Origin of the sequence: Halarsenatibacter silvermanii (genome assembly GCF_900103135.1) — a bacterium.
GTDB classification, from domain to species: Bacteria; Bacillota; Halanaerobiia; order Halanaerobiales; family Halarsenatibacteraceae; genus Halarsenatibacter; species Halarsenatibacter silvermanii.
Genome location: NZ_FNGO01000001.1, coordinates 12480 through 34847 on the forward strand (window position 1 = coordinate 12480; position 22368 = coordinate 34847).

Genomic DNA, 22368 nt, shown 5'->3' on the forward strand with positions numbered 1-22368 from the left:
GGCTGACATTATATTATTATCATTGTATTGTTGGTTTATTACAGGCAATTTCCTCCATAAATGTCTCCGGCCTGCGAAATAATTCTTCTATCACCAAAACCCCCGCCCCCACGGCCCCACAATCTTCTCCCAGCTGAACCTTTTTTATCTCCGGGGCAGAATTCATTGTCTTTCGAGCCACTGTTTCATGCAGTGGTGCAAAAATATATGGGCCTGCTCTGCTCACCCCCCCTCCTATTAATATTAATTCTGGATCGAATATATTTATGAGATTGGCTATGCCCATACCCAGATAATTGCCGGCCTTTTTCAATATTCTCCGGGCCAGCTCATCATCTTTTCGGGCTGCGGCAGAGATCATTTCACCGCTGATTTCGCTCAATTCGCCCTCTGTCATCTCTATGATTTTACTGGACATACCTCTCTTTATTTCGCGACGAATCCTTTTGACAAGAGCAGGACCGGAAGCAAGCGTTTCCAGACAACCATAATCCCCGCAGCTGCAGAGCTGCCCGTCCTTTTCTACATTTGTATGGCCAAATTCACCTGCCAGAGAATTATGACCGCGATAGAGCTCACCCTCAATTATTATCCCCGATCCTATCCCATAACCGGCATTAATACAGATCAAATTATCGACATTTTGACCGTGCCCAAACCAGTATTCTCCCAGGGCCATAACTCTCACATCATTGTCTATAATAGTTTTCATCCGAAATTTTTCAGTCAGCTTTTTTTTGAAATTGATATTTCTCCAGCCAAAATTAGGGGCGAAAATCGAGAGTCCCTCATCCCTGTCCACCAGCCCGTGAACACCCACGCCGATACCCAGTATATTCTCCAGTTCCTGTCTTCTCTCCTTTTCAGAATAAGTAGAAAGAAGTTTTTCAATAGATTTTTCGATCACTTCAGGGCTAATTTCAACTTCTCTTTTAGCCTCTTTATATTCTATCGGCAAAACAATTTTGTGAAGTACTTCCCCTGCCAGGTTTATCAGCACAGCTATGACTTCTGTCGCCCCCACATCAACTCCTATAACTCTGTAGGTTGATTCATCTATACCCAGTTTCACCGGGCGTCTGCCGCCCCGTGATTTACCCAGATCAATCTCCCGCACAAGATTGAATTTTTCCAATTTTTTGACCAAACGGGTGATTGTTGAAGGATTGAGGTCTATCTCTTCGGCCAGTTCGATCCTGGAAATTGAATCATGAATCTTAATCGACTGCAATATTCGTGATTGATTAATTTCCTTGACCGATCGTTCATCATCGTTTTTTTGAGATAGCATATGGATTCATCTCCTCAATCTTTGACCTGCTGCGATGAATTAATATAATTATCACTTATTTTTTTAAGAAAAAAATTGCAGCCAGTATTCAGAATTCAACTAATTATTTCACCGTTTTAAGCAGCTAACACTGATTAGCCGGACTACTTTTTTGCTTTTTAAAATTATCTCATTATAATTATTATATATTAATTTTTTAAGTCCTGCATAAATATCAAATTTTCTAAATTTTAGTTATAATACTTTTTCCCCTCCTCTTCTAATTTTCCCGCCGGCAGCGATTCAGTCAACAAATACATTTTCTAAATAGGATCTTCCTGTCTTAAGTTGGTAAAACAGGTGTGTTAAAAGCCTCATTTAGTTGTACTGTAAGATATAAAGCTGCGTTCACAATGAAATTTTTCCTCGAATTACGTTTAGTTTTCGGCCAAAAAATTGCGCTCCCTTCGCGAGAGCTCATCCCTGAGCTCACGCTCAGCCCGGCACATCCTGAGCCGGGGACACTATTTTTTGGCCATGGACTTTATCCGGATTTTGAAAAATTTCGAGTATCACTTTGCTTTATATCTTCCAGCAATTATTATCATGATAGCGATCTTATATAATATCTATCAACCGATAACAAGAAGATCCTCTATTTATTCTTCTCTTATATTTTTATATTATTCAGGCAAAACCTCCGCCACTTCCGGCGGCTTTAGCAGGTTAAATGCCGGCTTTTCTAACTTCTGCGCTGCGCCCAGCATTAAATGAAGCAGAGCTATACCGCAGTCCAGAAAGGGAGAGACTCCGTGCCTGTCCTGCTGACTTTCGGACAGAAGTTTAATTTTTTCCGCATCGGGATCGACCTGAAAACGCCAGGGCTGCTTATTGGCGGCTGAAGGAGCCAGCCGGGCTGCTCTCAGGGCTGTCTTTATCCAGTCCGGATACTTCTCCGGCTGATAGTTTTCCACCAGCTCCTCCAGGGGTTTGCGGCTGCGGCTGCCGACAATTTTTTTGGCCAGCCTCTCGGTCAGCGTAAGCCCATCTTTGGCCTTCCCCAGGGGAGTTATGGCCAGAACCTCTTCTTTTGCCTCAAGCTCAAGCTCTTTTCTGATCTCCCCCCTGGACAACATTCCACCCACCCAGCAGGTATCCCAGCCCCGGACGGCAGCAGCCAGAATCAGCGCCTCACCCAGAACGCCCGCCTCCACGTTGGCCCTGAACTCATTTTTCTCTTCTTTTGCTATAAGGGTGGCAAAGCTGGCCGCACCGGTGACCAGGCCGTAAGAACCTATAATAGTCTTAACTGCCCTATTAAAACCTTCCCGCCGCAGCACAATCCGGGTCAAATCCAGCCGGCTTTCCAGAGAAGAGATATCCCCCTGCAAAGCAGAAAGCTCCTCACTCTCTAAAGGTATGTCATGATATTTGCGCCGGGAATGCCTCTTTTCTATGACTTCATAAAGATTCTGATCCGCCAGTTCCCGCGACAGAACAAAATTTTTAATTTCATCCATAATTTTTCAACTCCCCGCATAATTTTTCTCGTCTATTATTCTCGCTCCCGCTGCCTTTTTCAACATATTACACCACTCAGGATATAATGACAAATCCCCGGCTGCTGTACCAGAGTACCAGAGGGAATAATGAGATTTTTTTGCCCGGTATACCGGAGCAATAGGAGGGGGTCGGTAGGTTGAGATCTCAACCTACCGACCCCCTCCGCTTCTCCGCAACTCAAAAATCCTTGAGCATTTGAATTTATCGGTCTTTTTCGGTATGATTAACTCACAAAGCTTATTAATTTCAGGTCGATAGAAGCTGTCATATAGCTGCTGAAAATGCAATGGAGGGCGTACGATGACAGTAACTGTAGAATCTATTTTGAGAGATAAAATTATGAAAAATAGTAAATTAAAAGCCGGCGAAGGCGGCCTGCAAAAACAGGTTACCTGGATACACATCGGTGAGATCGTGGATATGGGAAAATGGCTGGATGGTGGCGAGTTTCTGCTCACCTGTATTCATGGTCCCGGCGATGATAAAGAAAAACAGCTGGAATTTTTGCGCGGTATTGCAAAAGCTGGAGGCTCAGCCGTGGGTATAGAGGCCGGATATTATTTTGATACAATGCCGGATTATCTCATAAAAGAAGCCAATAAAGTTAATCTCCCCCTGATAGAAATACCACCGGGCAGGCCCTTTGTAGAGATAACTCAGGCCCTTTTGCCAAAAATTACTGAAGCTCTGGAAAAGAGAAGCCAGCAGAGCTGGGATGAAGAGATAACTTCGCTCAAGGAGACAATAGAAACCGGATTATACCATAAACTTATCAATCAGAAGTTCGATGATGCTCTTGAGATAATAGATGACATCTGCTTTTATCTGTCCGATATGCGCCAAAACTCCCGGGGAATTCGTTTTTATCTGCTGCAGACTCTGCAGACTATTTTTTCTGCCTCACTGGAGCTGAAAGCGGATATTATAAGAGTTTACCGCAACTATCTGGTTCTCTACAACAATTTAAAGCTCATCTCTTCACCGCAAAAATATCTCGATTTTGCCGCCATCGCTCTTAAGGATATGATCTCTCTGGTCAGGCTTTCCACCGAGGGTGAATACAACACCCATATCTATCAGGCTTTTAAATATATCTTCGAAAATTATCGGGATCAAAATCTCAAAATTTCTCAGGTGGCCAGCGAGATCGGCGTCAGTTCTCCCCACCTCAACTATCTCTTCCGCACCGAAGTGAAAATGCCGCCCAAACAGGTTTTGACAAACATAAGAATTGAAGCTGCCAAACACTTTCTTTATCATACGAATATGGCATTAAATAGGGTGGCAGCCCGTACCGGTTTCAGCGATGCCAGTTATTTCAGCCGGGTCTTTAAAAAAGAAGTGGGCCTGCCCCCCAGCGAATACAGAAAATTGATGGAATGAGGGGCAGACCGCTTTTTTCTAAGCTAATTTTCCCCTGTATCTCTCAAATGATCACCGCCGTATGATTACCGAAAATTTCGAATTCTCCTGGGTTTTATTGCGCCTGCTGACCGGTTATTATCTCTTCTTCACCTGGGCGCATTTCATCGACTTTTTCACTGCGCACACCGTATTTTTTACCGGTAATAAAGAGGAGAAAAGCCCAGCCCAGCATAAGAACAGCACCGGTGCTCAGCACATACCCCTGGGCTGCAAGTATCGGTGTGAAAGCAACTATGCCCAGTTCGATTATGGAGATAAACACATAGGCCATTCCGTAATCCTCCAGGGTACCGCTGGAAAATTCCGGGTCGACAACTCTCAGCAGAGTGACTCCCATGGCAACTACACCTGTAGTCCAGCCAAAACAAAATATGGAACGTTCAAACCAGAAATTCTGAAACAGCTTTCTGCCGGCAAAAGTCAAAAATAGTATATTGTACAGGATACCTATTACGATCATTATGATAAGCGGAGTTACATACTGCATGACTATCGATATATCTATCGAAGCCACACCGAAGGCCACCAGATAATCGGTCGAAGAGCTTCCTATTCTTTTGATAACTCTTCTATCTACATAGTCACCCAGCCCCACGAAATTGAGACTGAAATGCAGTATAACGCCGGCCAGCATGGAAAGAGCCATCATGGGTAAATCCACTTCAAAGGGCAGTGCTGAAAAGGCATGAAAACCATAATAGCCCCCGGCAGTAGCTATCAGCACCAGCAGAACATGCCAGGTCAGAGGGTCTATTGACATGGGGTTTACGGTCTCATCTCCCATGGAATTGCGCTTATTTTCAGGCACAAGACCTGTACGCATACTGTCAGGCAGCTCCTCCATCGTTGATACAAATCTGGTAGCATTCATTCTGGTGGCGATATTTATAATCAAAAGACCGAAAAGAACTGCTGAGACAAGACCGATGGTAGCGAAGGTTTGTCCTATCGGCACCGCACCTTCCCAGTCAAGAAGTGTTTCCAGGCTGCCGCCTATAGCTGCGGCATATCCGTGCCCTCCTACAAATCCTGCTGGCTGCAGCAGAGGAAAAGCATCGGGGGTGGCCGGAAAAAACCTCCTGATCAGAAACCCACCAAGCAGCAGAGCTGTACCAAACCCTCCCACCTCTGCCGCCAGATTTAATGTAAAGGTGTCGCCGACCTTATCAACCATGCCGCCGAAGGATTTGATTTTTTCTCTCCCTATGAAGAGGGTAGCAAAAAGAACCACAACCAAAAGGTAGGGATATTCAGCCAGATAATCGCTGAATGGCAGGACATCAAGAAATTGATGTCCCAAAAACAACCCTATAAATCCTGCTATAAGCGAGGAAGGCATATAAAGCTTTTGAATTATTTTGACTTTGCCGCGCAGGTACTGTGCTACAAGAAGGAGCAGTGACATCAAAGCAAAATCCATCACCAGGTCATAAGGTCCAAAAGACATTTTAGTTATAGTCCCCCCTTTTTTCGAAAATTCCCGACAGCAATTTTATTTGAAAACCTCCTCATCTACAAATGATTCCTGCTCCTGGTCCAGTATTTCGCGGGCGATGTTTTTAGCTCTTTCTCTGGCATCCGGCGAGCCCCTCTCCCCCCAGTCTTCCCAGTCGCTATTTTCGTGGAGGGCATCGTCGAAGAATTCCGTACGCATAAACTCAAGAGTGCTATCACAGGTCAGGAAATTCCCTCCCGGGCCAACCTCTTTTATCTCATCAAAGGCCATTCTTTCTTCGCTGAACTCCAGACCTCTCAGCACCCTGTCGGCGATGCCCAAAATTTGATCATCGATTACATACTGTTCATAGGCAACACACATACCCGAATCCAGAAGACCGGCTGCATCGTGGATATAATTGGCACCGGCCAGAGCTGAAAGCATCACAGTGGACATTTTTTCATATCCGGCCTGGATATCAGGGATTTTGGCATCCGACACTCCAGCGGTATTGTATATGGGCAGATCATAATACTGGGCCAGATCAGCACAGGCTGCGTTCATCATCCCCATCTCTATCGAGCCGAATCTGAAATCCGAGGTCTTCATATCCATAGTCGTCGGCACCACCGAATAAAGCGTTTTGGCGCCTTTTCTGATGACCTGACTGAATGCAACTGTAAAAAGCGCTTCAGCATTGGTCTGCACTATCGTGCCCGGCAGGGTTATGGGACTGGTCGCTCCGGCTATCGGTGCCGGCGGCCCCAGAACAGGCACTCCCTTCTCTACCGCATAGCGGAAATATTCAGTATAGTCCTTCTCCATCGAGAGCGGACTCATTATATTGGCTATAAAAGAGATAATTGGTTTCTCTCTCAGTTCCTCTTCTGAACCGGCGATCTTAATTGCGGCATCGATTACCTTCTCGATTCCCTCCCGGGTATAAACTCCCCCCATCACATGTTTGGTGGTGTTTTTAAGAGCATTGAAAAATCGGGCCTCATCGGCTCCCTCTTTTCCCGCATCATTGGGGAATACCGGAACGATAAAGAAATCGATGTTGTCAAGATTCTGCACCAGCCAGGCGGTATTGGCCACATCTCCAGTTACCGCTTCCCGTTTTTCGCCAGTATCGATATCTATGACATTGACCGCTGTGCCGCCCGTTCCAATATGGACTTTGGTCCCGCCTAGTTCAATATTGTGCTCTTCCCGGCGTCCATAGAGCGTAACCTGAGAAGGGGCAGTCTCGATGGAATTTTCCACCATCTCCGCCGGCAGTCTGACCAATTTTTCTTCATAATCCACATCGGCTCCTTCCTTTTCAAATAAACCTAAAGCCTTTTCGTTCTCAACTTTGACTCCGACCTCTGCCAGTACTCTCAGTGATTTTTCATGTACCTTCTCTATCTGCTCGTCCGAAAGAAAACTGAGCTGTCCGCCTTTGTGAGCCATAATTACCCTCCTCTATCTTTTCTTTTGGTCCGAATTTCATCCCGAACGCGGTTAAATCTGAGAGTCAGTTCTTCCAGCTTTCCTCTTTCAGCACCATATCTCTCCGCCTTCTTGATGAGCTTTTTGGCCTTTTTAAGATCTTCTCGATCAAGTCTGGTGTGAGCTCTATTCACAAGGACCTGGCCATCAGCTCTACGACGCAGCTTTACATACAGAATAAATCCTGCAATAATCAGGACTAAAGCGCCGGCCCACTCCATACCACCACCTCCAATTATTGCCTGATAATCTTATCGTTAAGAGCTGCCAGTTCTTTCATCTCCTTATCGCTCATGGCCGGCTTATGCGATGAAAGTACATCTCTGGCCATCTCATTGGCCCGCTCACAGGTCTTTTTACTGCCGGCTTCTTCCCATTTTTCCCGCGGACTGCGGTCACTCACCTCCGGCTGAAAGAACTCGGTCTTCATATAACGGTAGGTATGCTCATCGGTGAGAAATTCTCCGCCCGGACCTATCCTCTCTATGGTATCAAAAGCCAGAGTATCTTCGTTAACCTCAATACCCCTGATAGCTCTTTTGGCCATACCTATGATCTCATTGTCGACGACATATTTCTCGTAGGAAACAGTCTGGCACATCTCCAAAAGCCCGGCAGCGTCGTGAATGAAATTGGCTCCGGCCATACCGGTTATCAGATTGGTCATAGCCGATTCGTAACCCGCCTGTATATCCGGCACCTTGGCATCGCTCATGCCGGCGGTGGAATAAAGAGGCAGCTTTAGCCTCTGGGCCAGCTGGGCCAGCCCGGCGTGCATGAGTCCCATCTCTATCTCGCCTGTAATATAAAGAGCCTGCTTCATATCCAGAGCCGAGGCCGTTGAGGCAAAAAGCACCGGTGTGCCGGGATTAATCTGCTGGGCCAGGACTACACCGGCCAATGATTCAGCTGCCATCAGGGCAATATTTCCGGCTATAGTCATCGGCCCTGTAGCACCCGAGAGAGGCTCGGCCGGAATGGCCAGAGGCAGTCCTTCTCCGGCTATCTTGATGAGAAAATCGGTATAGGTTTCATCCATGACCAGAGGGGACATCACACAGGTAATAAAAGAGATAAAAGGCTTTTTTTGCAGTTTATCGCGGCCGCCGGCCATCTCGCTCGCCAGCTCTATTACTTCATCTATACCCTCGGTGGAATAGATCCCCCCCATAATATGTTTTTTCGTGTTCTTAAGCGAGTGATAAAACCTGTTTATATCGACATTTTTATCCTCGCATTCATCGGGATAGACGGGAATTACCAGAAAATCTATATTATCCAGATAATCGACAAGCAGTGATATATTCGCCACATCATCTATGTTGATCTTGCGCTTCTCTCCACTTTCCAGATCCAGCACATTGAGCACCGTTCCTCCCGTGCCAAAATACACCCTGTTTTCACCGACCTGAAGATGATGTCTTTCCTCTCTCCCCCAGAGAGTGACATTGCTGGGAGTGGATTCCAGCGCTTCATCTATCATACCGGCAGGAAGCCGCACCCTTTTGGTTTCATCGTCCACTTCAGCACCGCTGTCGGCAAAAATTTGACGCGCTTTTTTGCTGTTAATCTCCATACCGATCTCTGTTAAAAGTCTGTAGACAGCATCCACGATCTGATCCAGATCCTTTTCCCCCAGAGGCTTATAATCCTTTCCCCTTAATTCATTTATCTCCATGCCATCCAGAACTTTTTCATGAGTAATATTCTCATCCCCCTCGGCAAAATTTTATTTTTTGCAGCAAAAACAGCCCATCATCCGTCAGCCGGGTTCCCGATCTCGAACCTATATACAACTTTATCACAGTTTTTGCAGATACTTAATATAGAAAACAGTTAAAAATTTTTAATTTTTAATTATAATATCCCTCCGCCCCCTTTATTATTCCAAAAAAATTAAAAACCCCCGGTGAAAAATCCACCAGAGGCTTATAATAAGGTTCCGATTATGCTTTACCCTTTTAGCCAAACAATTCAGGTTCTTCCTGTTATCAGTTGATAGATATCGTATAAGATCACGATCATGATAATAATGGCTGGAAGCTATAAAGCGAAGTGATACTGGAAATTTTTCAAAGTTCGGGTCAGTTCCCTGGCCAAAAAATAGTGTCCCGGCTCAGGATGGGCCGGGCTGAGCGCGAGCTCAGGGACGAGCTCTCGCGAAGGAAGCACAATTTTTTGGCCGAAAACTAAACTGAAGCCGGGGAAAAATTTCATCGTGAACAGAGCTTTATATCTTCCAGTGCAACTAAATAAGTCTTTTTGACACAACTATTTACCAGCTTAAGACAGGAATAATCAAAATTGTCAGTTAAAATTGACATAACTGTACCTGATGGGATAAATTATTCCGGAAAATATAAAAGCCCCCGGTGAAAAAATCCAGCAGAGGCTTTCCACCAGAGGCTTATAAAACGATTACGACAGGTAATATATTTTTTGTATTCAGCAGGAAAACAATTGAATCATCAAACCAGCTGACTCAACTCATTCAACCGTCACACTTTTAGCCAGATTGCGCGGTTTATCGATAGAGCAATCCAGCTCTTTAGCGGCATAATAGGCGGTAAGCTGCAGAGGAATAACCGCTATAACCCCGGCCCAGAGCTCGTTGCTCACCGGAAGCTTTATCAGCTCATAAAATTCATCTTCCGCTCTTTCCTCCATAAGCTGGCTTGAAGCCACGGCAATAACTCTGCCCCCGCGGGCTTTAACCTCTTCTACATTGCTCAAAGTCTTGCGGGCCAGCTTCCCGCGGGTCATGAGGGCAAAAACGGGCACTCCTTCCTCCACCAGGGCAAGAGTGCCATGTTTTAACTCACCGGCCGGATAGGATTCAGCGTGAATGTAGGATATCTCCTTGAGCTTGAGCGCTCCCTCTAAAGCCAGGCTGTAATCCAGATTGCGCCCGATGAAAAAGATGCTGTCATAATCTACTATCGTCTCAGCCAGCTTTTGACACTGCGGTTCGGTGCGGTGCAGGGTCGATTCTATCCTATCGGGCAGCTTCAGGATTTCCCGGCGGTAATCGGAAAGCTCGGATTGAGAAAGCGTCCCCCGCAGCTCTGCCAGCTTCAATCCCAGCAGATAAAATCCCAGCAGCATGGCCAGATAGGCCTTGGTGGAGGCCACCGCAATCTCCGGCCCGGCCATGATATCGACCACAGCATCGGACTGGCGGGCTATACTGCTGCTGGCGGTGTTGGTCAGGGCCAAAATTTTGGCTCCCTTTTTTTGAGCTACCTCCAGAGCCGCCAGCGTATCAGCGGTCTCACCGGATTGGCTTACCACAATCACCAGCGTATCTTCATCTATGAAATTCTGCTTGTATCTGAGTTCTGAAGCTATCTCCACATCGACCGGCAGCCGGGCCAGCTCCTCTATGATATGCCTGCCCACCTGCCCGGAATAATAGGCGGTACCGCAGGCAGTTATCATGACTTTTTCAAAATCTTCCTGCCAGATCTCCTCCAGCTCCGGCATTTTCACCTCTTCCTGTTTTAGACGGTCACTCAAAAAGCGGCGGGCCACCGTGGGCTGCTCGTGAATCTCCTTGAGCATAAAATGCTCATAACCCTGTTTTTCCACCATCTCGGCATCCCAGTCCGCATGGAAATATCTTTCCTCCACTGCCTGACCGTTACCGGGATAGATATCTATCTCATCCTCATCTATCACGGCCATATCGCCATCTTCCAGCACATAAAAATCTTTGGTATACTCCAGCAAAGCCGGTATATCGGAGGCTAAAAAATTGGCATCTTCTCCTTCCCCAATGACCAGGGGGCTGGCCTGGCGCAGAACATAAATACCGCCGGAATCCTCGCGATCCACCACAGCCAGGGCATAGGAGCCTTCTATCTTTTCCCGCATAGAACGCATAGCCTGCAGCACATCGCTTTCATGCTCCTCTTCCAGCAGATGAGCTAAAACTTCCGTATCCGTCTCCGAGTCGAATTTATGTCCTCTCTCGAGCAGATCCTGCTTGAGCTTTTGATAATTTTCGATAATGCCGTTATGCACCAGAGCAAAACGGTCCTCACAGCCCTGATGGGGATGAGCATTGCAATCAGCCGGCACCCCGTGGGTTGCCCAGCGGGTATGGCCGATACCTATTTCCCCGGCGGTATTGTCAGTCTCCATGCAGTCCTCCAGCTCATCCAGACTGCCCTTGCATTTGATGACATTGACACATTCATCCCCTAAAGTCGCTATCCCGGCTGAATCATAGCCGCGGTATTCCAGCCGCTTGAGTCCAGCCAGCAGAAACTCATCTGCCTGCTCCTTCCCGGCATAGCCTACAATTCCACACATATTAGATTTTACCTCCAGTTTATATATGAATTCAGTTATTTTTTAATTGAATCAATCTCATCTGCGCTCAATTATTTATCCCGGATCGATCTTGATAATAGATCAGTTTTGACAAACCTGTGCATTTACATTATGCATAACATACATAACCCTGCCCTCTCCTCTGTGCCCGCAGTTACCTGCAGGTTTTTAGGATAAAAGCTGAGGACCGGGTCGGCCCGGGAGCATCCGCCGACAATTTCGATGAACTCCCTCCTCGTCCTCCTGGCCGTAAAAACCAGGAGCGGGCGCTGTAATTGAAAATCGACCGACTTTTTATCACCTCCAGTTACTGGATTCTTTTCCGCATTCGTTTTTGCTGCAGATCGTCGGGCTGATAACTTTCCACTATATTCGCCAGTTCCTGCACCAGCCCGGCAGCATCCTGTTTTTCCAGTCCGATCTCCAGCCGGTTTATCATCTCATTAAGCTCCAGCCCGCATTCATCCTCCAGGTCGCTGATGTATATGCGCTCATGCTCGGTGACCTGGCTGCTCTCGATATCACTCATCAATTCCTCGAAAAGCTTTTCTCCCGGCCTTAAACCGGTAATCTCTATCTCAATATCCTCCCCCGGCTTATACCCGGAGAGGCTGATGAGATCACGGGCCAGATCGATGATCTTCACCGGCTCGCCCATATCCAGAATGAAGACCTCTCCGCCTTCACCCTGAGAACCGGCCTGAATTACCAGCTGGGCCGCTTCGGGAATGGTCATGAAATAGCGCTTAACTTCCCGGTGGGTGACCGTAACCGGGCCGCCACTGGCTATCTGTTCTTTAAAAATGGGCACCACACTGCCGCAGCTGCCCAGCACATTGCCAAAACGCACCGCCATAAACCGGGTGTCGGACCGGCAGTCCATATCCTGGATCACCATCTCGGCCGCCCGCTTGCTGGCCCCCATGATATTGGTGGGGTTCACAGCTTTATCGGTGGAGATCTGGACGAATCTATCGACCCCGTATTTATCGGCCAGCCGGGCGGTGTTGTAGGTGCCCAGCACATTATTCTTCACCGCTTCCCCGGGATTTATCTCCATCAGGGGAACATGCTTGTGGGCGGCAGCGTGAAATACCACCCGGGGACGGTGCCGGCGAAACACATTCTCCAGACGCTTTTCGTCCTGCACATTGGCCACCACCGGCCTGACCTTAAGCCCGGGAAATTTATTCCTGAGCTCCCGCAGCAGCAGGTAGGTGGAATTTTCATAGATATCCAGCACCAAAAGCTCTGAGGGGTTGAACTCGGCCACCTGCCGGCAGAGCTCAGAACCGATAGAACCCCCGCCGCCGGTAACCATAACCTTATGGCCTTCCAGATAGGAAGAGATATTTTCTGTATGCAGCTGCACCGGATCCCGGCGCAGAAGGTCCTCTACCCGCACCTCGCGCAGCTCATCTATGCTGACATCGCCGTTTATGAGCTCATAGACTCCCGGCACGGTTTTGACCTTGACCCCCTCATGCCGGCTGGCCAGGTTGAAAATCTCTTTAACCTCGCTGCCCGGAGCGGAGGGGATGGCGATGATAACTTCTTCGACCTCATGCTCCTCAATGAGCCGGGGCAGATCCTCCCGGCCGCCTTTTACCTCAATTCCATGCAGTTTGCGGCCCTGTTTGGCCGGGTCATCATCGACCAAAGCCACCACATCTCTGGCGAATTCAGGATGTTTTTTCATCTCGCGGATGATCATCTCTCCGGCATCGCCGGCTCCCACTATCAGCACCGAAGTCCGATCCTTTTCTGCGGCACTGCGGGTAGATTTTTGCTCCAGATAATCGCTTAAAAGTCTCAGGCTGAGGCGCAGCCCTCCCAGTCCAAAAATCAATAATACAGTATTGAGCAGGGGAATGCTGCGCGGCAGCGGCTGCTGCCAGAAAAAGTTGTAGGCGGTAAAAAGAAGGTTGATAATAACGCCGGTTTTGATGACGGAAATAAGCTCGCCGATGCTGGCATACTCCCACAGACGATTGTAAAGACGGGAGAGGTTGAATATGATCACACCGATGACTGTAATCACCGGTATATACGAAAGTTCAAAATAATTCAGCCAGCCGCCCTCAAAACGCAGATAATAACTCAGAGCCAGACAGATATTGAGCAGCAGCAGATCTGCCGCCGCCATAAAGGGCCGGCGATATATTTTTTTGATTATCTCCAGCATAATAATTACACCCGCTTTTTATCGGCGTCGCTTTTGCTGACATCACCCGGACTCAAAAAATGACAATATTTACGTTTACATATTCTGTATCATATATTCTGTCCTCGCCGGAAAACTCCTTCTTAAACAGCGTTTATACCTTCAACGGAGACGATTGTACCGCTTTTGAGGAGAAATACCCTTTTGAAAAACAGATGGTTTTAATTTCTCCCAGATTATTACCTATACCTTTTTCAATCTTTTCTAGTTTATAAATCAAATCTTCATGACTCGCATTTTCCAGATTTATTTCAAAATTCTTTTCATAGCCAAAATACTTCAGGCTATTATTAAAAGCTGAAAAAAGTAATTTCCTCCCCGGGCATTTTTCTTCAAAACTCTCTAATAACTTTTCATCAGACCAAACTTCAATTTTGTTTTCCTCAATCAATGAATCTAAAAAAGTTATTGCTTTAGGTGGCCAATTTATTTCCTCATAAACTGACTCATGTAAATATATGATATCAAATAAATCTAATATATCACGGAATAAACTTTTTTCTATTTTAATTGTCTTTATTATTATATCAGCATCCAAACAGGCTGCAGTATTCTTAAGCTCAGTCATTTTCCTCAAACTTTTCTATAAATTCCTTATCTTTATTTATTCGCCTTAATGGTAAAAGTTCCAGGTTTTCATTTTCATGTATCAATGGTCTGAGACAACCCAGTTTAACTTCCCTGGTCCTCTGCTGCCATCTATCAGCAATTTGATGCAAGTTAATGAGTTTAAGTATTCCTTTTTCGGGATCTCTATCAGGTATTTCCAATAATTTCTCTGCTTTTTCCCTGTTTATAAATTCAATCTCATATAATCTTAATACAATTGTTTTATAAGGTACAGCAAAAGTATCCATCAATTTAATTAATTCTAGTTTATCTACCTCTTCTTCCGTTTTTATCCCATAATAATCCAGTTCTTCTTTTAATAATTTTTTGGGAACTAAAAATAAAGCGGCAAATAAATTAGCTTTAGCATCTTCTATATCTATATCATTTGTCAGCTGTTTTTCTTCTAAAGCCTCACTCTTTAATAATTCCCTGAAATTAGTCTTAAAAGCTTCTTCATCAGAAAATTTAGCTCTGGCAAAATGGTAAAGTTCATGTGCGGCAGCAAAAATCTGTTTTTCCCTTGGTTGATAGGTGTTTATATAGGTGAAAAACTCCCCCTTATACACACATATAAAACCACTTAACTCATCATCTTTAATGGGAAATAAAATTAATTCCAGCTCCGGAATTTCTTCAATAATTCTAAAAATATCATCCTGAACAATTTTATCGCGATCACCGATATATTTATCTTTAAATAATAAGACATTTTTTTTAACTTTATCATACAATTTAGGTCTGGCAGATTTTATTACATTATCAATTAATGCCACTTAAATTTCCTCCATATCTTTAAATATATCAGCTTTATTTTCATTAACATCTTTATGAAATATAATAAGCTCCATAACATCTCTGGCTTTTTCCAGACCCAATTTGGCTTCTTTAGAATCCACCTCTCCCATGAAAGCAAGAATAGGTTCATTTTTTTGTTCCTCAATCTCATCAGTTTTACTATCAGCCAATTTATTGACATCCATCCCCAGTTTTTTCGCAATCTTCCTGGCTTCATTAAAGGTTATATTTTTCCTGCCATTAACAATTTTATTTACAACCTGACGCGAAATATTCAGCTCTCTGGCCAAGTCAGCCTGCGTCATATTCAATTCTTCCAGTCTACTTTGGATTTTACGACCCACAACCTCATTTAAATCTTCCATGAAACTCCACCTCCCACTTCAAAAGCATTAAATAGAACCTCTTCTGGTATCATGATAACACTTATGAACAAGTAAAGCAATATATTATTAACAATATAATAATTTTATCAAAATAATCGCCTGTTAAGTTAATAATTTATATCTTCCATTATAACTATATAATTTTTTTGACACACCTGTTTGCCAGCTGAAGACAGGAAGATCCTTTATACTAAACCTAAGCCTTCGAGTGCCGTCAGGATAATCCCCCCTTTCTCTTAAAAACAGGATGGGGAGATTTCGCCCGCGGCGGCGAAAGTATCTCCTTCATGATAATACCCTGCCTGACCGAAGCCGGATCGAATTTAAGATCGGCCTTTTTTTCTCTCATTTTCTGCCGATCTATTTTTCCCCCGATTTTCCGCTCCTTTGCTCGCCGCAGTTTTTGCTGCTTTTTTTCTTCATCCGATTTTGCCTTCTTGTCCTTCCAGCCGCCCGTCCTTCGCTTTTTCGCACCGGCAGGTTTTTCCCCGATCTCTTCGGCTGCGTCGACTATTTTCTCTTCAGCCTGCTCTTTTTTTCTCTTCTCAGCCGGCTTCTCTGACTTCTCTTCACCCAGCTTCTTATCGAGTTCACCCACATCAAATTCAAAATCACCGCTGTAATCTTCCTTCTGCCAGTCTTTCATACCTGCCACCTCCATTCAAACTAAAACAGATTCTTTATTTATCGTCCTAATCGTTCTGTTTATCTCTTTCTGATCTGTGATCCTCGGAATCTTCATCCTGCATTTCAGAGATCCTCTCCCTCATATCGGTATCAGCCTCGACGTTCTGGAAATTGAGATAATCCATAACTCCCAGATTGCCGCTGCGCAGGGCTTCTGCCATGGCCAGCGGAACTTCCGCTTCGGCCTCGACAACTTTGGCCTGCATCTCCTGAACTCTGGCCTGCATCTCCTGTTCTTCCGCAACAGCCATCGCTCTTCTCTCCTCGGCCTTGGCCTGGGCGATATCTTTATCGGCTTCGGCCTGATCTTTCTGCAGCTCGGCTCCGATATTGTCGCCGATATCGACGTCGGCTATATCGATAGAAAGAATTTCGTAAGCGGTACCGGAATCAAGCCCCTTTTCCAGCACCGTTTTGGAGATGGTATCAGGATTTTCCAACACTTTTTTGTGAGTTTCCGCTGATCCTACCGTAGTTACAATTCCTTCTCCCACCCGGGCCAGCACGGTTTCCTCGCCGGCACCGCCGACCAGCCGTTCGATGTTGGCTCTCACGGTGACTCTGGCCGTGGCCATCACCTGAATGCCATCCATGGCCACCGCTGTGACCACAGGAGTCTGAATCACCTTGGGATTAACACTCATCTTGACAGCTTCCAGCACATCCCTTCCGGCCAGATCGATAGCAGCAGCCCGCTCAAAGGTGAGGTCAATCTCAGCCCGCTGGGCGGCTATCAGAGCATCAACCACATTGTTGACATTGCCCCCGGCCAGATAGTGAGCTTCCAGCTTGTCGCTGCTCAGCTTGAGGCCGGCTTTGTGCGATTTGATCATCGGAGAAACGATCGATTTTGGCACCACCCGCCGAAGCCTCATACCGATGAGATTGAAAAGTTTCACCTTCACCCCGGCGGCTGTGGCCGATATCCAGAGTCCCACGGGAATCAGAGTAAAAAATACCGCCAGAAAGATTATTATCGCAACACCTATGATAATCGTCATGATATCCATAAAATTTACTCCTCCTTATTTTTATTATCGTCGAGCTTTTTTACCACCACGCGGCTGCCCTTGCTGCTCAAAATCTCGATTTCAGTCTCCTTCTCGATATAATCTCCCTCCGTCACTACATCCACTCTTCTCCCTTCTATTTCAGCGGTGCCGCTGGGCCGCAGGGGAGTGATAGCTCTGCCCTTTTTACCTTCCAGTTCCTTTCTTGCCGCCCGGGAAATATATCCCTCCTCCACCGTTTCCGAGCTCTCAAGCGAGATTTTCTTCCAGAGGCCGGCAGCACCAAAAATTTTGATCAGCAAAAAGACCCCCAGCACCGAAAGCACCATCACGGCCACAATTATTCTCAAAGCCAGAGCTCGATCGGGAAAAATAAAAAATAATGAAGTCAGCACGGCTGTAAGGCCTCCTATTCCGGTAATACCGAAGCCGGGAATTATGAACACTTCTATGACTATCAGCAGAATGCCGGCCAAAAATAGGGCCATAAGTCCCAGACCGGCATAACCCTGGGATAAATAGGCCGAAAAGAAAATCCCCAGGCTCAAAACGCCCACGGTACCGCTCAGACCGAAACCGGGCACCAGCACCTCCCCGACCAGAGCCACCAGCCCCACACTCAAAAGCAGCACCGTCACCACCGGATTGGTCACAAAACCGGCGGCGGTCTCCAGAAAAGTCTTTTCCAGCAGGATCAGGTCGGTCCGGCTCCAGCCTCTTTCGGCCAGAAGATCGTCCAGATCGGCAAAACTCCCGTCGCTGAAGTTCAAAGCTTCGGCCTCTCCGGCGGTAAGCGAGAGCAGCCGCCCCTCATCCACTGCCCCTTCCACGGCCATATCGATATCGACCATGGCTGCGGCCAGATCAGGATCTCTGCCCTGCCGCTCGGCCGTGGCGGCAAATTCCCGGCTGAAGGCTGCGATATATTTTTCCTCCTGCGGTCTGGTCTCGGCCGCCCCGATGCTGCTGCCGGAAGCCATATAAAATTCATCGCCGGCGATGGCCAGAAGTGCTCCCGCCGACCAGGCCCGCTGATCGACGAAGGTGATAGTTCTCATTTCCTCTCTGAGCAGCAGATCTCTCATCTCCAGAGCGGAGTCGACAAATCCGCCCAGGCTGTCGATCTCGATTATAACGACCTCAACTCCCTCCGCCCGCGCCTCGGAAAGAGCCCGGGAGAGAAAACTGGCCTGACCCGGATCGACCTGACCTTCGAGTCGAATATGAGCTGCCCCGGCTGCCTCCGCTTCGGCATTATTCGGCAGGATCAGAAACAGAAACAGCAGCATACAAAAAATTAAGATAATTTTATGAAATTTTATTCCGGGCTTACCCCTGTAAATAAATGTCATTTATTTTTCCCTCTTTATTTTCATGTAAATTTTTGATCGCATTTTAAACTATTGTATATTAATATTAACATATCTTGAGTTCAACCTCAATCATATCCGAAATTATGAGAAAATCAAAAAAGGCCGGACTATGCCAGCCTGCCTGTTGGAAAGATGACATATCCGGCCTGTATCGATATTCAGCTTTTGGCAGCAATATTTTGCTGTAAATAATATAATATCCGGTTAAAGATTCAATTCATACTGCGGCCGCTCCATCAATTCCCGGTTAAAGGAAACTATATGATCGATCAGCGCCTGGTGAGCTTTTTCAATATCGTCTTCTTTCAGCGCCTCAATTATGCGATAATGAGTGCGCGATGATTCCTTGAGATCCTCCTCCAGATGGGTATCGACTATCATGGCCAGTTTGAGCTGGTTGTAAATTCTGCCCAGCAGCTCCCGGGTCATCTCGCGCTCGGATTTCTTCCAGAGATATTTATGAAAGGAGATATCGACCCGGTTGAGCTCGACCACCTTCTCCCGCTGCGATTTGTTCTTATCGACTATGGCCAGCATCTTTTCGACCAGGCCCTCCAGATGGCTGAAATCTTCCTCGTCCAGAAGATCTCCTTCTATCAAAATCTCCAGAACTCTGGTCTCCAAAAGAATTCTTATCTCATAAATTTCCTTCAAATTCTCCTCGCCGAAATCGACCACATAACTGCCCCGGCGGGGAATCGTCTCGATCAAACCCTGATTTTCCAGCTCCTTGATGGCCTCGCGCACCGGGGCCCGGCTCACTCCCAGTTCATCGGCGATCTCGGTTTCAGGTATATGTTCTCCTCTTTTGTAATTCTTTTTAAAAATCTGCTCTTTTAGGTATTCTGCGACCCTGGTGCTCAATTTTCGATGTTGAAATTTTTGACTGGACATTATAAATAACCTCCACTCCTGTTTCCAGGCAGGATAATATTTTGCTGGCTGATTTCCGATCAGAATGGTCCCGATGGCGAGCACGTACAGATATACATCCGATAAAGTTCATACATTAATCATTCCCCCAGATAATTTTGGGCCGCCCTGACGTGCATTTCGACCCCGTATTTTAATACATCTTCATCGATGTCAAACCGGGCATGGTGATGGGGAAAATCGGTGCCTTTATCCTCGTTTCCGGTGCCCAGAAAAAAGAAAACCGCGGGCACATAACTGGAAAAAACGCCGAAATCCTCGCCGGCCAGGCAGCTGTAATCGTCGAGATTCTCCCTGCCCACGATGCCGGCTGCCGTCTCCTTTAGCTCTCCTGCCAGCCCGGGATCGTTATAGACGGGCGGGGTGACGACCGGATATTCGAGCTCGTATTCAATGCCGTCGGTGGTGCAGACGCCGTCGACTATTCGCCTGAGTCTCTCGCGGGGCTTTTCCTCGCTCTCCGGGCCGCCCTGATAGAGATAACGCAGAGTTCCTTTAAGCCGGGCAGTCTCCGGAATGGTGTTGGTGGAATGACCGGCCTCGAACTGCCCAAAAACGATTGTGGTGGCCAGCATGGGATCGATCTCCCGGGTCTGAATCTGCTGGGCCTTCTGGATGATGCTGCTGCCGGTCAGGATCGGATCGCGGGACATATGAGGTGCGGAAGTATGGCCGCCGGATCCCTTCAAATCGATGACAAACTCGCAGAGACCGCCCATAACGGCTCCTTCCGAAACGGCTATTTTGCCGCTGGCCAGCGGGCTCCAGATGTGAGCACCGACTGCTGCATCGACCTCGGGATCTTCCATTAGACCCTCCTCGATCATATGGCGGGCTGCCTCATTCTCCTCGTTGGGCTGAAAGACAAATTTTATATTGCCGGCCAGCTGCTCCCGCCGCCGGCTCAATATTTTGGCCGCCACCATCAGCATTGCGGTATGAGCATCATGGCCGCAGGCATGCATCACACCTTCGTTTTGGGAGCGATAGGGCACATCGTTCTGTTCTTTTACCGGCACGGCATCCATATCCGCCCTCAGAATCAGAGTGGGTCCTGGCTTAGATCCCTGCAGAAGGCCGACCACTCCCGTTTTGGCCACCTCCTCTTCAACTTCAAGATCAAGATCGCGCAGATATTCGGCCACAATCCCGGCCGTCCGCGTCTCCTGCCAGCCCAGCTCGGGATGGCGGTGAAAATCGCGGCGCAGTTCTATCAGTTCATCCTCCAGTTCTGCTATTTCCTGCTTTAAATTCATGGTTTTAATTCACTCCGCTATGGCGTATTTTGAGAGCAGGATTGGTTCCAAAATTCTGTCCCCGGCTCAGGATGTGCCGGGCTGAGCGCGAGCTCAGGGAAGAGCTCTCGCGAAGAGAGCGCAATTTTTTGACACACCTATTTGCCAGCTGAAGACAGAAACCCCCCTAAAAATATCCCCCTCTTAGATGTTTTCAAATTCACAAGACTTTGCTTTGGAGATGCAGCGGCCGTTCGCCGCCCCGCTAAAAGGGCGGCAAAACGGCCGCTGAAATCCTTGCTGTTTATGCTGGCTGTCAGTTGAACGGAGGGGGCTGGCCGGTCAGACAGAAGGTTTTAATCTACAGTTTACAGTTGACAGTATTCAATCTTCTCTACTGTGATATATTCTGGTTAAAAACCAAATCTCCTCCCGCCTGACCTCAACCGGCCTTTTCACCGTCAGCTGACGGTGCCTCAGCCGCCCTGTCAGCCGCAGATCAACTGAATTCCAGTTATTCTAACCTATCTTCGATATCCTGCTGCAGAATCTCCAGCATCTCTTCGCCTACTTCGCCCACATCGTCAAAATAGACTTCATAGGCGTCCTGGGCCAGCTCGCGGAACTGAGCTATCTCGTCCTCTTCCAGCTCGATGATGTTGATGTCCGGCTCGTTCTCGAGAATGATGTCCATGCGCTCTTCATTGTAATCAGACTGTACTTCGTAGATATATTCGTTCAGATCCTCGGCTATATCTCTCACCATCTCGCGACGCTCCTCCGAAAGGCCTTCCCAGAAACTCTGTCCGGCCGAAACTCCGCCGATATAGGGAACGGTGTAGCCCCAGATCATATAATCCTGCTGCTCATAGAAGTTCATCTCCTCGATGGCGAAGACGGGATTTACCTGACCGTCGATCATGCCCAGCTGCAGACCGCTGTAGACCTCATCGTAATCCATCTGGACCGGATCGGCGCCGTAATTCCTGTACTGTTCGGAGAGAACAGGGTCAGGCATGACTCTGATCTGAAAACCGTCCATATCCTCGGGGGTGCGGATCTCCTCGTTGGCCGTCCAGACCTGCCAGCCCTCGGGGAAGAGACTTAAAAGCTCCAGATTACTCTCGTTGAATGCATCGGCCATGGGACCGTGCACAGCTTCGCTTGTGGCCAGCACATCGGCGACTATCTCCTGATCATCGGGCCAGAGATAATGCAGAGAGAAAAGTCTGGCTTCCGGCACGATTCCGGAGACTACCGAAGGACTGGTCATGCTGAATTCGACTATGCCTGTCTGGGCTGCTTCGGCCAGATCACCCATACCGGTGCCGATGGTGCCGTAGGGATAGACGGTAACCTCAACTTCACCGTCGGTCTCCTCTTCAACTCTTCTTTTGAACTCCTGAGCCCAGGCGTCCTGAACGCTGCCCTCTATCTCCTCTAAAGCTATTGACCAGGTCTCCTGCGCCTGTGCTTCAGGCGCTCCCATGGAAAATGTCATTCCTATGGCCAGGGTCAAAACTACTGCCAGGGTTAAAACTCTGCTCATTCTTTTCATGATTATTTGACCTCCTGTTGGGGATTATTT

The 22368-nt window shown here is 47.2% G+C and carries 18 protein-coding genes; 1 reads left to right on the forward strand and 17 read right to left on the reverse strand.

Going from position 1 to position 22368, the window contains the following annotated elements:
* Nucleotides 1–19: 19 nt before the first annotated feature.
* A complete protein-coding gene (locus BLT15_RS00075) occupies nt 20–1291 on the reverse strand; it encodes an ROK family transcriptional regulator (protein ID WP_089757447.1) in 1272 nt (423 codons plus the stop codon).
* 662 nt (nt 1292–1953) lie between these two features.
* On the reverse strand, nt 1954–2790 hold the full coding sequence (locus BLT15_RS00080; RefSeq protein ID WP_089757449.1) for a nitroreductase family protein: 837 nt from the start codon (nt 2788–2790) through the stop codon (nt 1954–1956).
* A gap of 343 nt (nt 2791–3133) precedes the next feature.
* Here BLT15_RS00080 and BLT15_RS00085 point away from each other — a divergent pair, with 343 nt between their 5' ends.
* Nucleotides 3134–4216 (forward strand): PucR family transcriptional regulator ligand-binding domain-containing protein, encoded by a 1083-nt coding sequence (locus BLT15_RS00085; protein WP_089757451.1) that lies wholly within the window; start codon nt 3134–3136, stop codon nt 4214–4216.
* 94 nt (nt 4217–4310) lie between these two features.
* Here the strand turns inward: BLT15_RS00085 and BLT15_RS00090 are convergent, their stop codons facing one another.
* The 15 genes from BLT15_RS00090 to dctP all read right to left on the reverse strand — a co-directional run bounded on the left by BLT15_RS00090 (nt 4311) and on the right by dctP (nt 22338).
* On the reverse strand, nt 4311–5705 hold the full coding sequence (locus tag BLT15_RS00090) for a sodium/glutamate symporter (protein ID WP_089757453.1): 1395 nt from the start codon (nt 5703–5705) through the stop codon (nt 4311–4313).
* 45 nt (nt 5706–5750) lie between these two features.
* Nucleotides 5751–7151, reverse strand: coding sequence for a trimethylamine methyltransferase family protein (locus BLT15_RS00095; protein WP_089757455.1), 1401 nt, complete (start codon nt 7149–7151; stop codon nt 5751–5753).
* Between the two features lie 2 nt (nt 7152–7153).
* Nucleotides 7154–7411: a hypothetical protein gene (locus BLT15_RS00100; protein ID WP_089757458.1), complete on the reverse strand. Its 258-nt coding sequence runs from the start codon at nt 7409–7411 to the stop codon at nt 7154–7156.
* 14 nt (nt 7412–7425) lie between these two features.
* Nucleotides 7426–8868, reverse strand: a complete 1443-nt coding sequence (locus BLT15_RS00105) for a trimethylamine methyltransferase family protein (protein ID WP_089757460.1) — start codon at nt 8866–8868, stop codon at nt 7426–7428.
* Nucleotides 8869–9677: 809 nt separating this feature from the next.
* Entirely contained in the window at nt 9678–11504 is a 1827-nt protein-coding gene (gene glmS / locus BLT15_RS00110; RefSeq protein ID WP_089757462.1) for a glutamine--fructose-6-phosphate transaminase (isomerizing), read from the reverse strand.
* A 328-nt stretch (nt 11505–11832) separates the two neighbouring features.
* On the reverse strand, nt 11833–13710 hold the full coding sequence (locus BLT15_RS00115) for a polysaccharide biosynthesis protein (protein WP_089757464.1): 1878 nt from the start codon (nt 13708–13710) through the stop codon (nt 11833–11835).
* Nucleotides 13711–13843: 133 nt separating this feature from the next.
* Nucleotides 13844–14317 carry a hypothetical protein gene (locus BLT15_RS00120; protein ID WP_089757467.1) on the reverse strand — a complete coding sequence of 158 codons (474 nt, stop codon included), beginning with the start codon at nt 14315–14317 and terminating at the stop codon, nt 13844–13846.
* Nucleotides 14310–15134 carry an ImmA/IrrE family metallo-endopeptidase gene (locus BLT15_RS00125; RefSeq protein ID WP_089757469.1) on the reverse strand — a complete coding sequence of 275 codons (825 nt, stop codon included), beginning with the start codon at nt 15132–15134 and terminating at the stop codon, nt 14310–14312. Before BLT15_RS00125 ends, BLT15_RS00120 begins: the two co-directional genes overlap by 8 nt.
* A complete protein-coding gene (locus BLT15_RS00130) occupies nt 15135–15521 on the reverse strand; it encodes a helix-turn-helix domain-containing protein (protein WP_089757471.1) in 387 nt (128 codons plus the stop codon).
* Between the two features lie 235 nt (nt 15522–15756).
* Nucleotides 15757–16188, reverse strand: coding sequence for a hypothetical protein (locus BLT15_RS00135; RefSeq protein ID WP_089757472.1), 432 nt, complete (start codon nt 16186–16188; stop codon nt 15757–15759).
* Between the two features lie 46 nt (nt 16189–16234).
* Nucleotides 16235–17239 carry a flotillin-like protein FloA gene (gene floA / locus BLT15_RS00140; protein WP_089757474.1) on the reverse strand — a complete coding sequence of 335 codons (1005 nt, stop codon included), beginning with the start codon at nt 17237–17239 and terminating at the stop codon, nt 16235–16237.
* A gap of 5 nt (nt 17240–17244) precedes the next feature.
* The gene (locus BLT15_RS00145; RefSeq protein WP_159429734.1) at nt 17245–18528 is read right to left on the reverse strand and encodes an NfeD family protein; all 1284 of its coding nucleotides are present in this window, start codon (nt 18526–18528) and stop codon (nt 17245–17247) included.
* 288 nt (nt 18529–18816) lie between these two features.
* On the reverse strand, nt 18817–19506 hold the full coding sequence (locus BLT15_RS00150; RefSeq protein WP_089757477.1) for a GntR family transcriptional regulator: 690 nt from the start codon (nt 19504–19506) through the stop codon (nt 18817–18819).
* A gap of 119 nt (nt 19507–19625) precedes the next feature.
* Nucleotides 19626–20801: a M20 metallopeptidase family protein gene (locus BLT15_RS00155; RefSeq protein WP_089757478.1), complete on the reverse strand. Its 1176-nt coding sequence runs from the start codon at nt 20799–20801 to the stop codon at nt 19626–19628.
* 493 nt (nt 20802–21294) lie between these two features.
* Nucleotides 21295–22338 carry a TRAP transporter substrate-binding protein DctP gene (gene dctP, locus BLT15_RS00160; RefSeq protein ID WP_089757480.1) on the reverse strand — a complete coding sequence of 348 codons (1044 nt, stop codon included), beginning with the start codon at nt 22336–22338 and terminating at the stop codon, nt 21295–21297.
* Nucleotides 22339–22368: the final 30 nt, after the last annotated feature.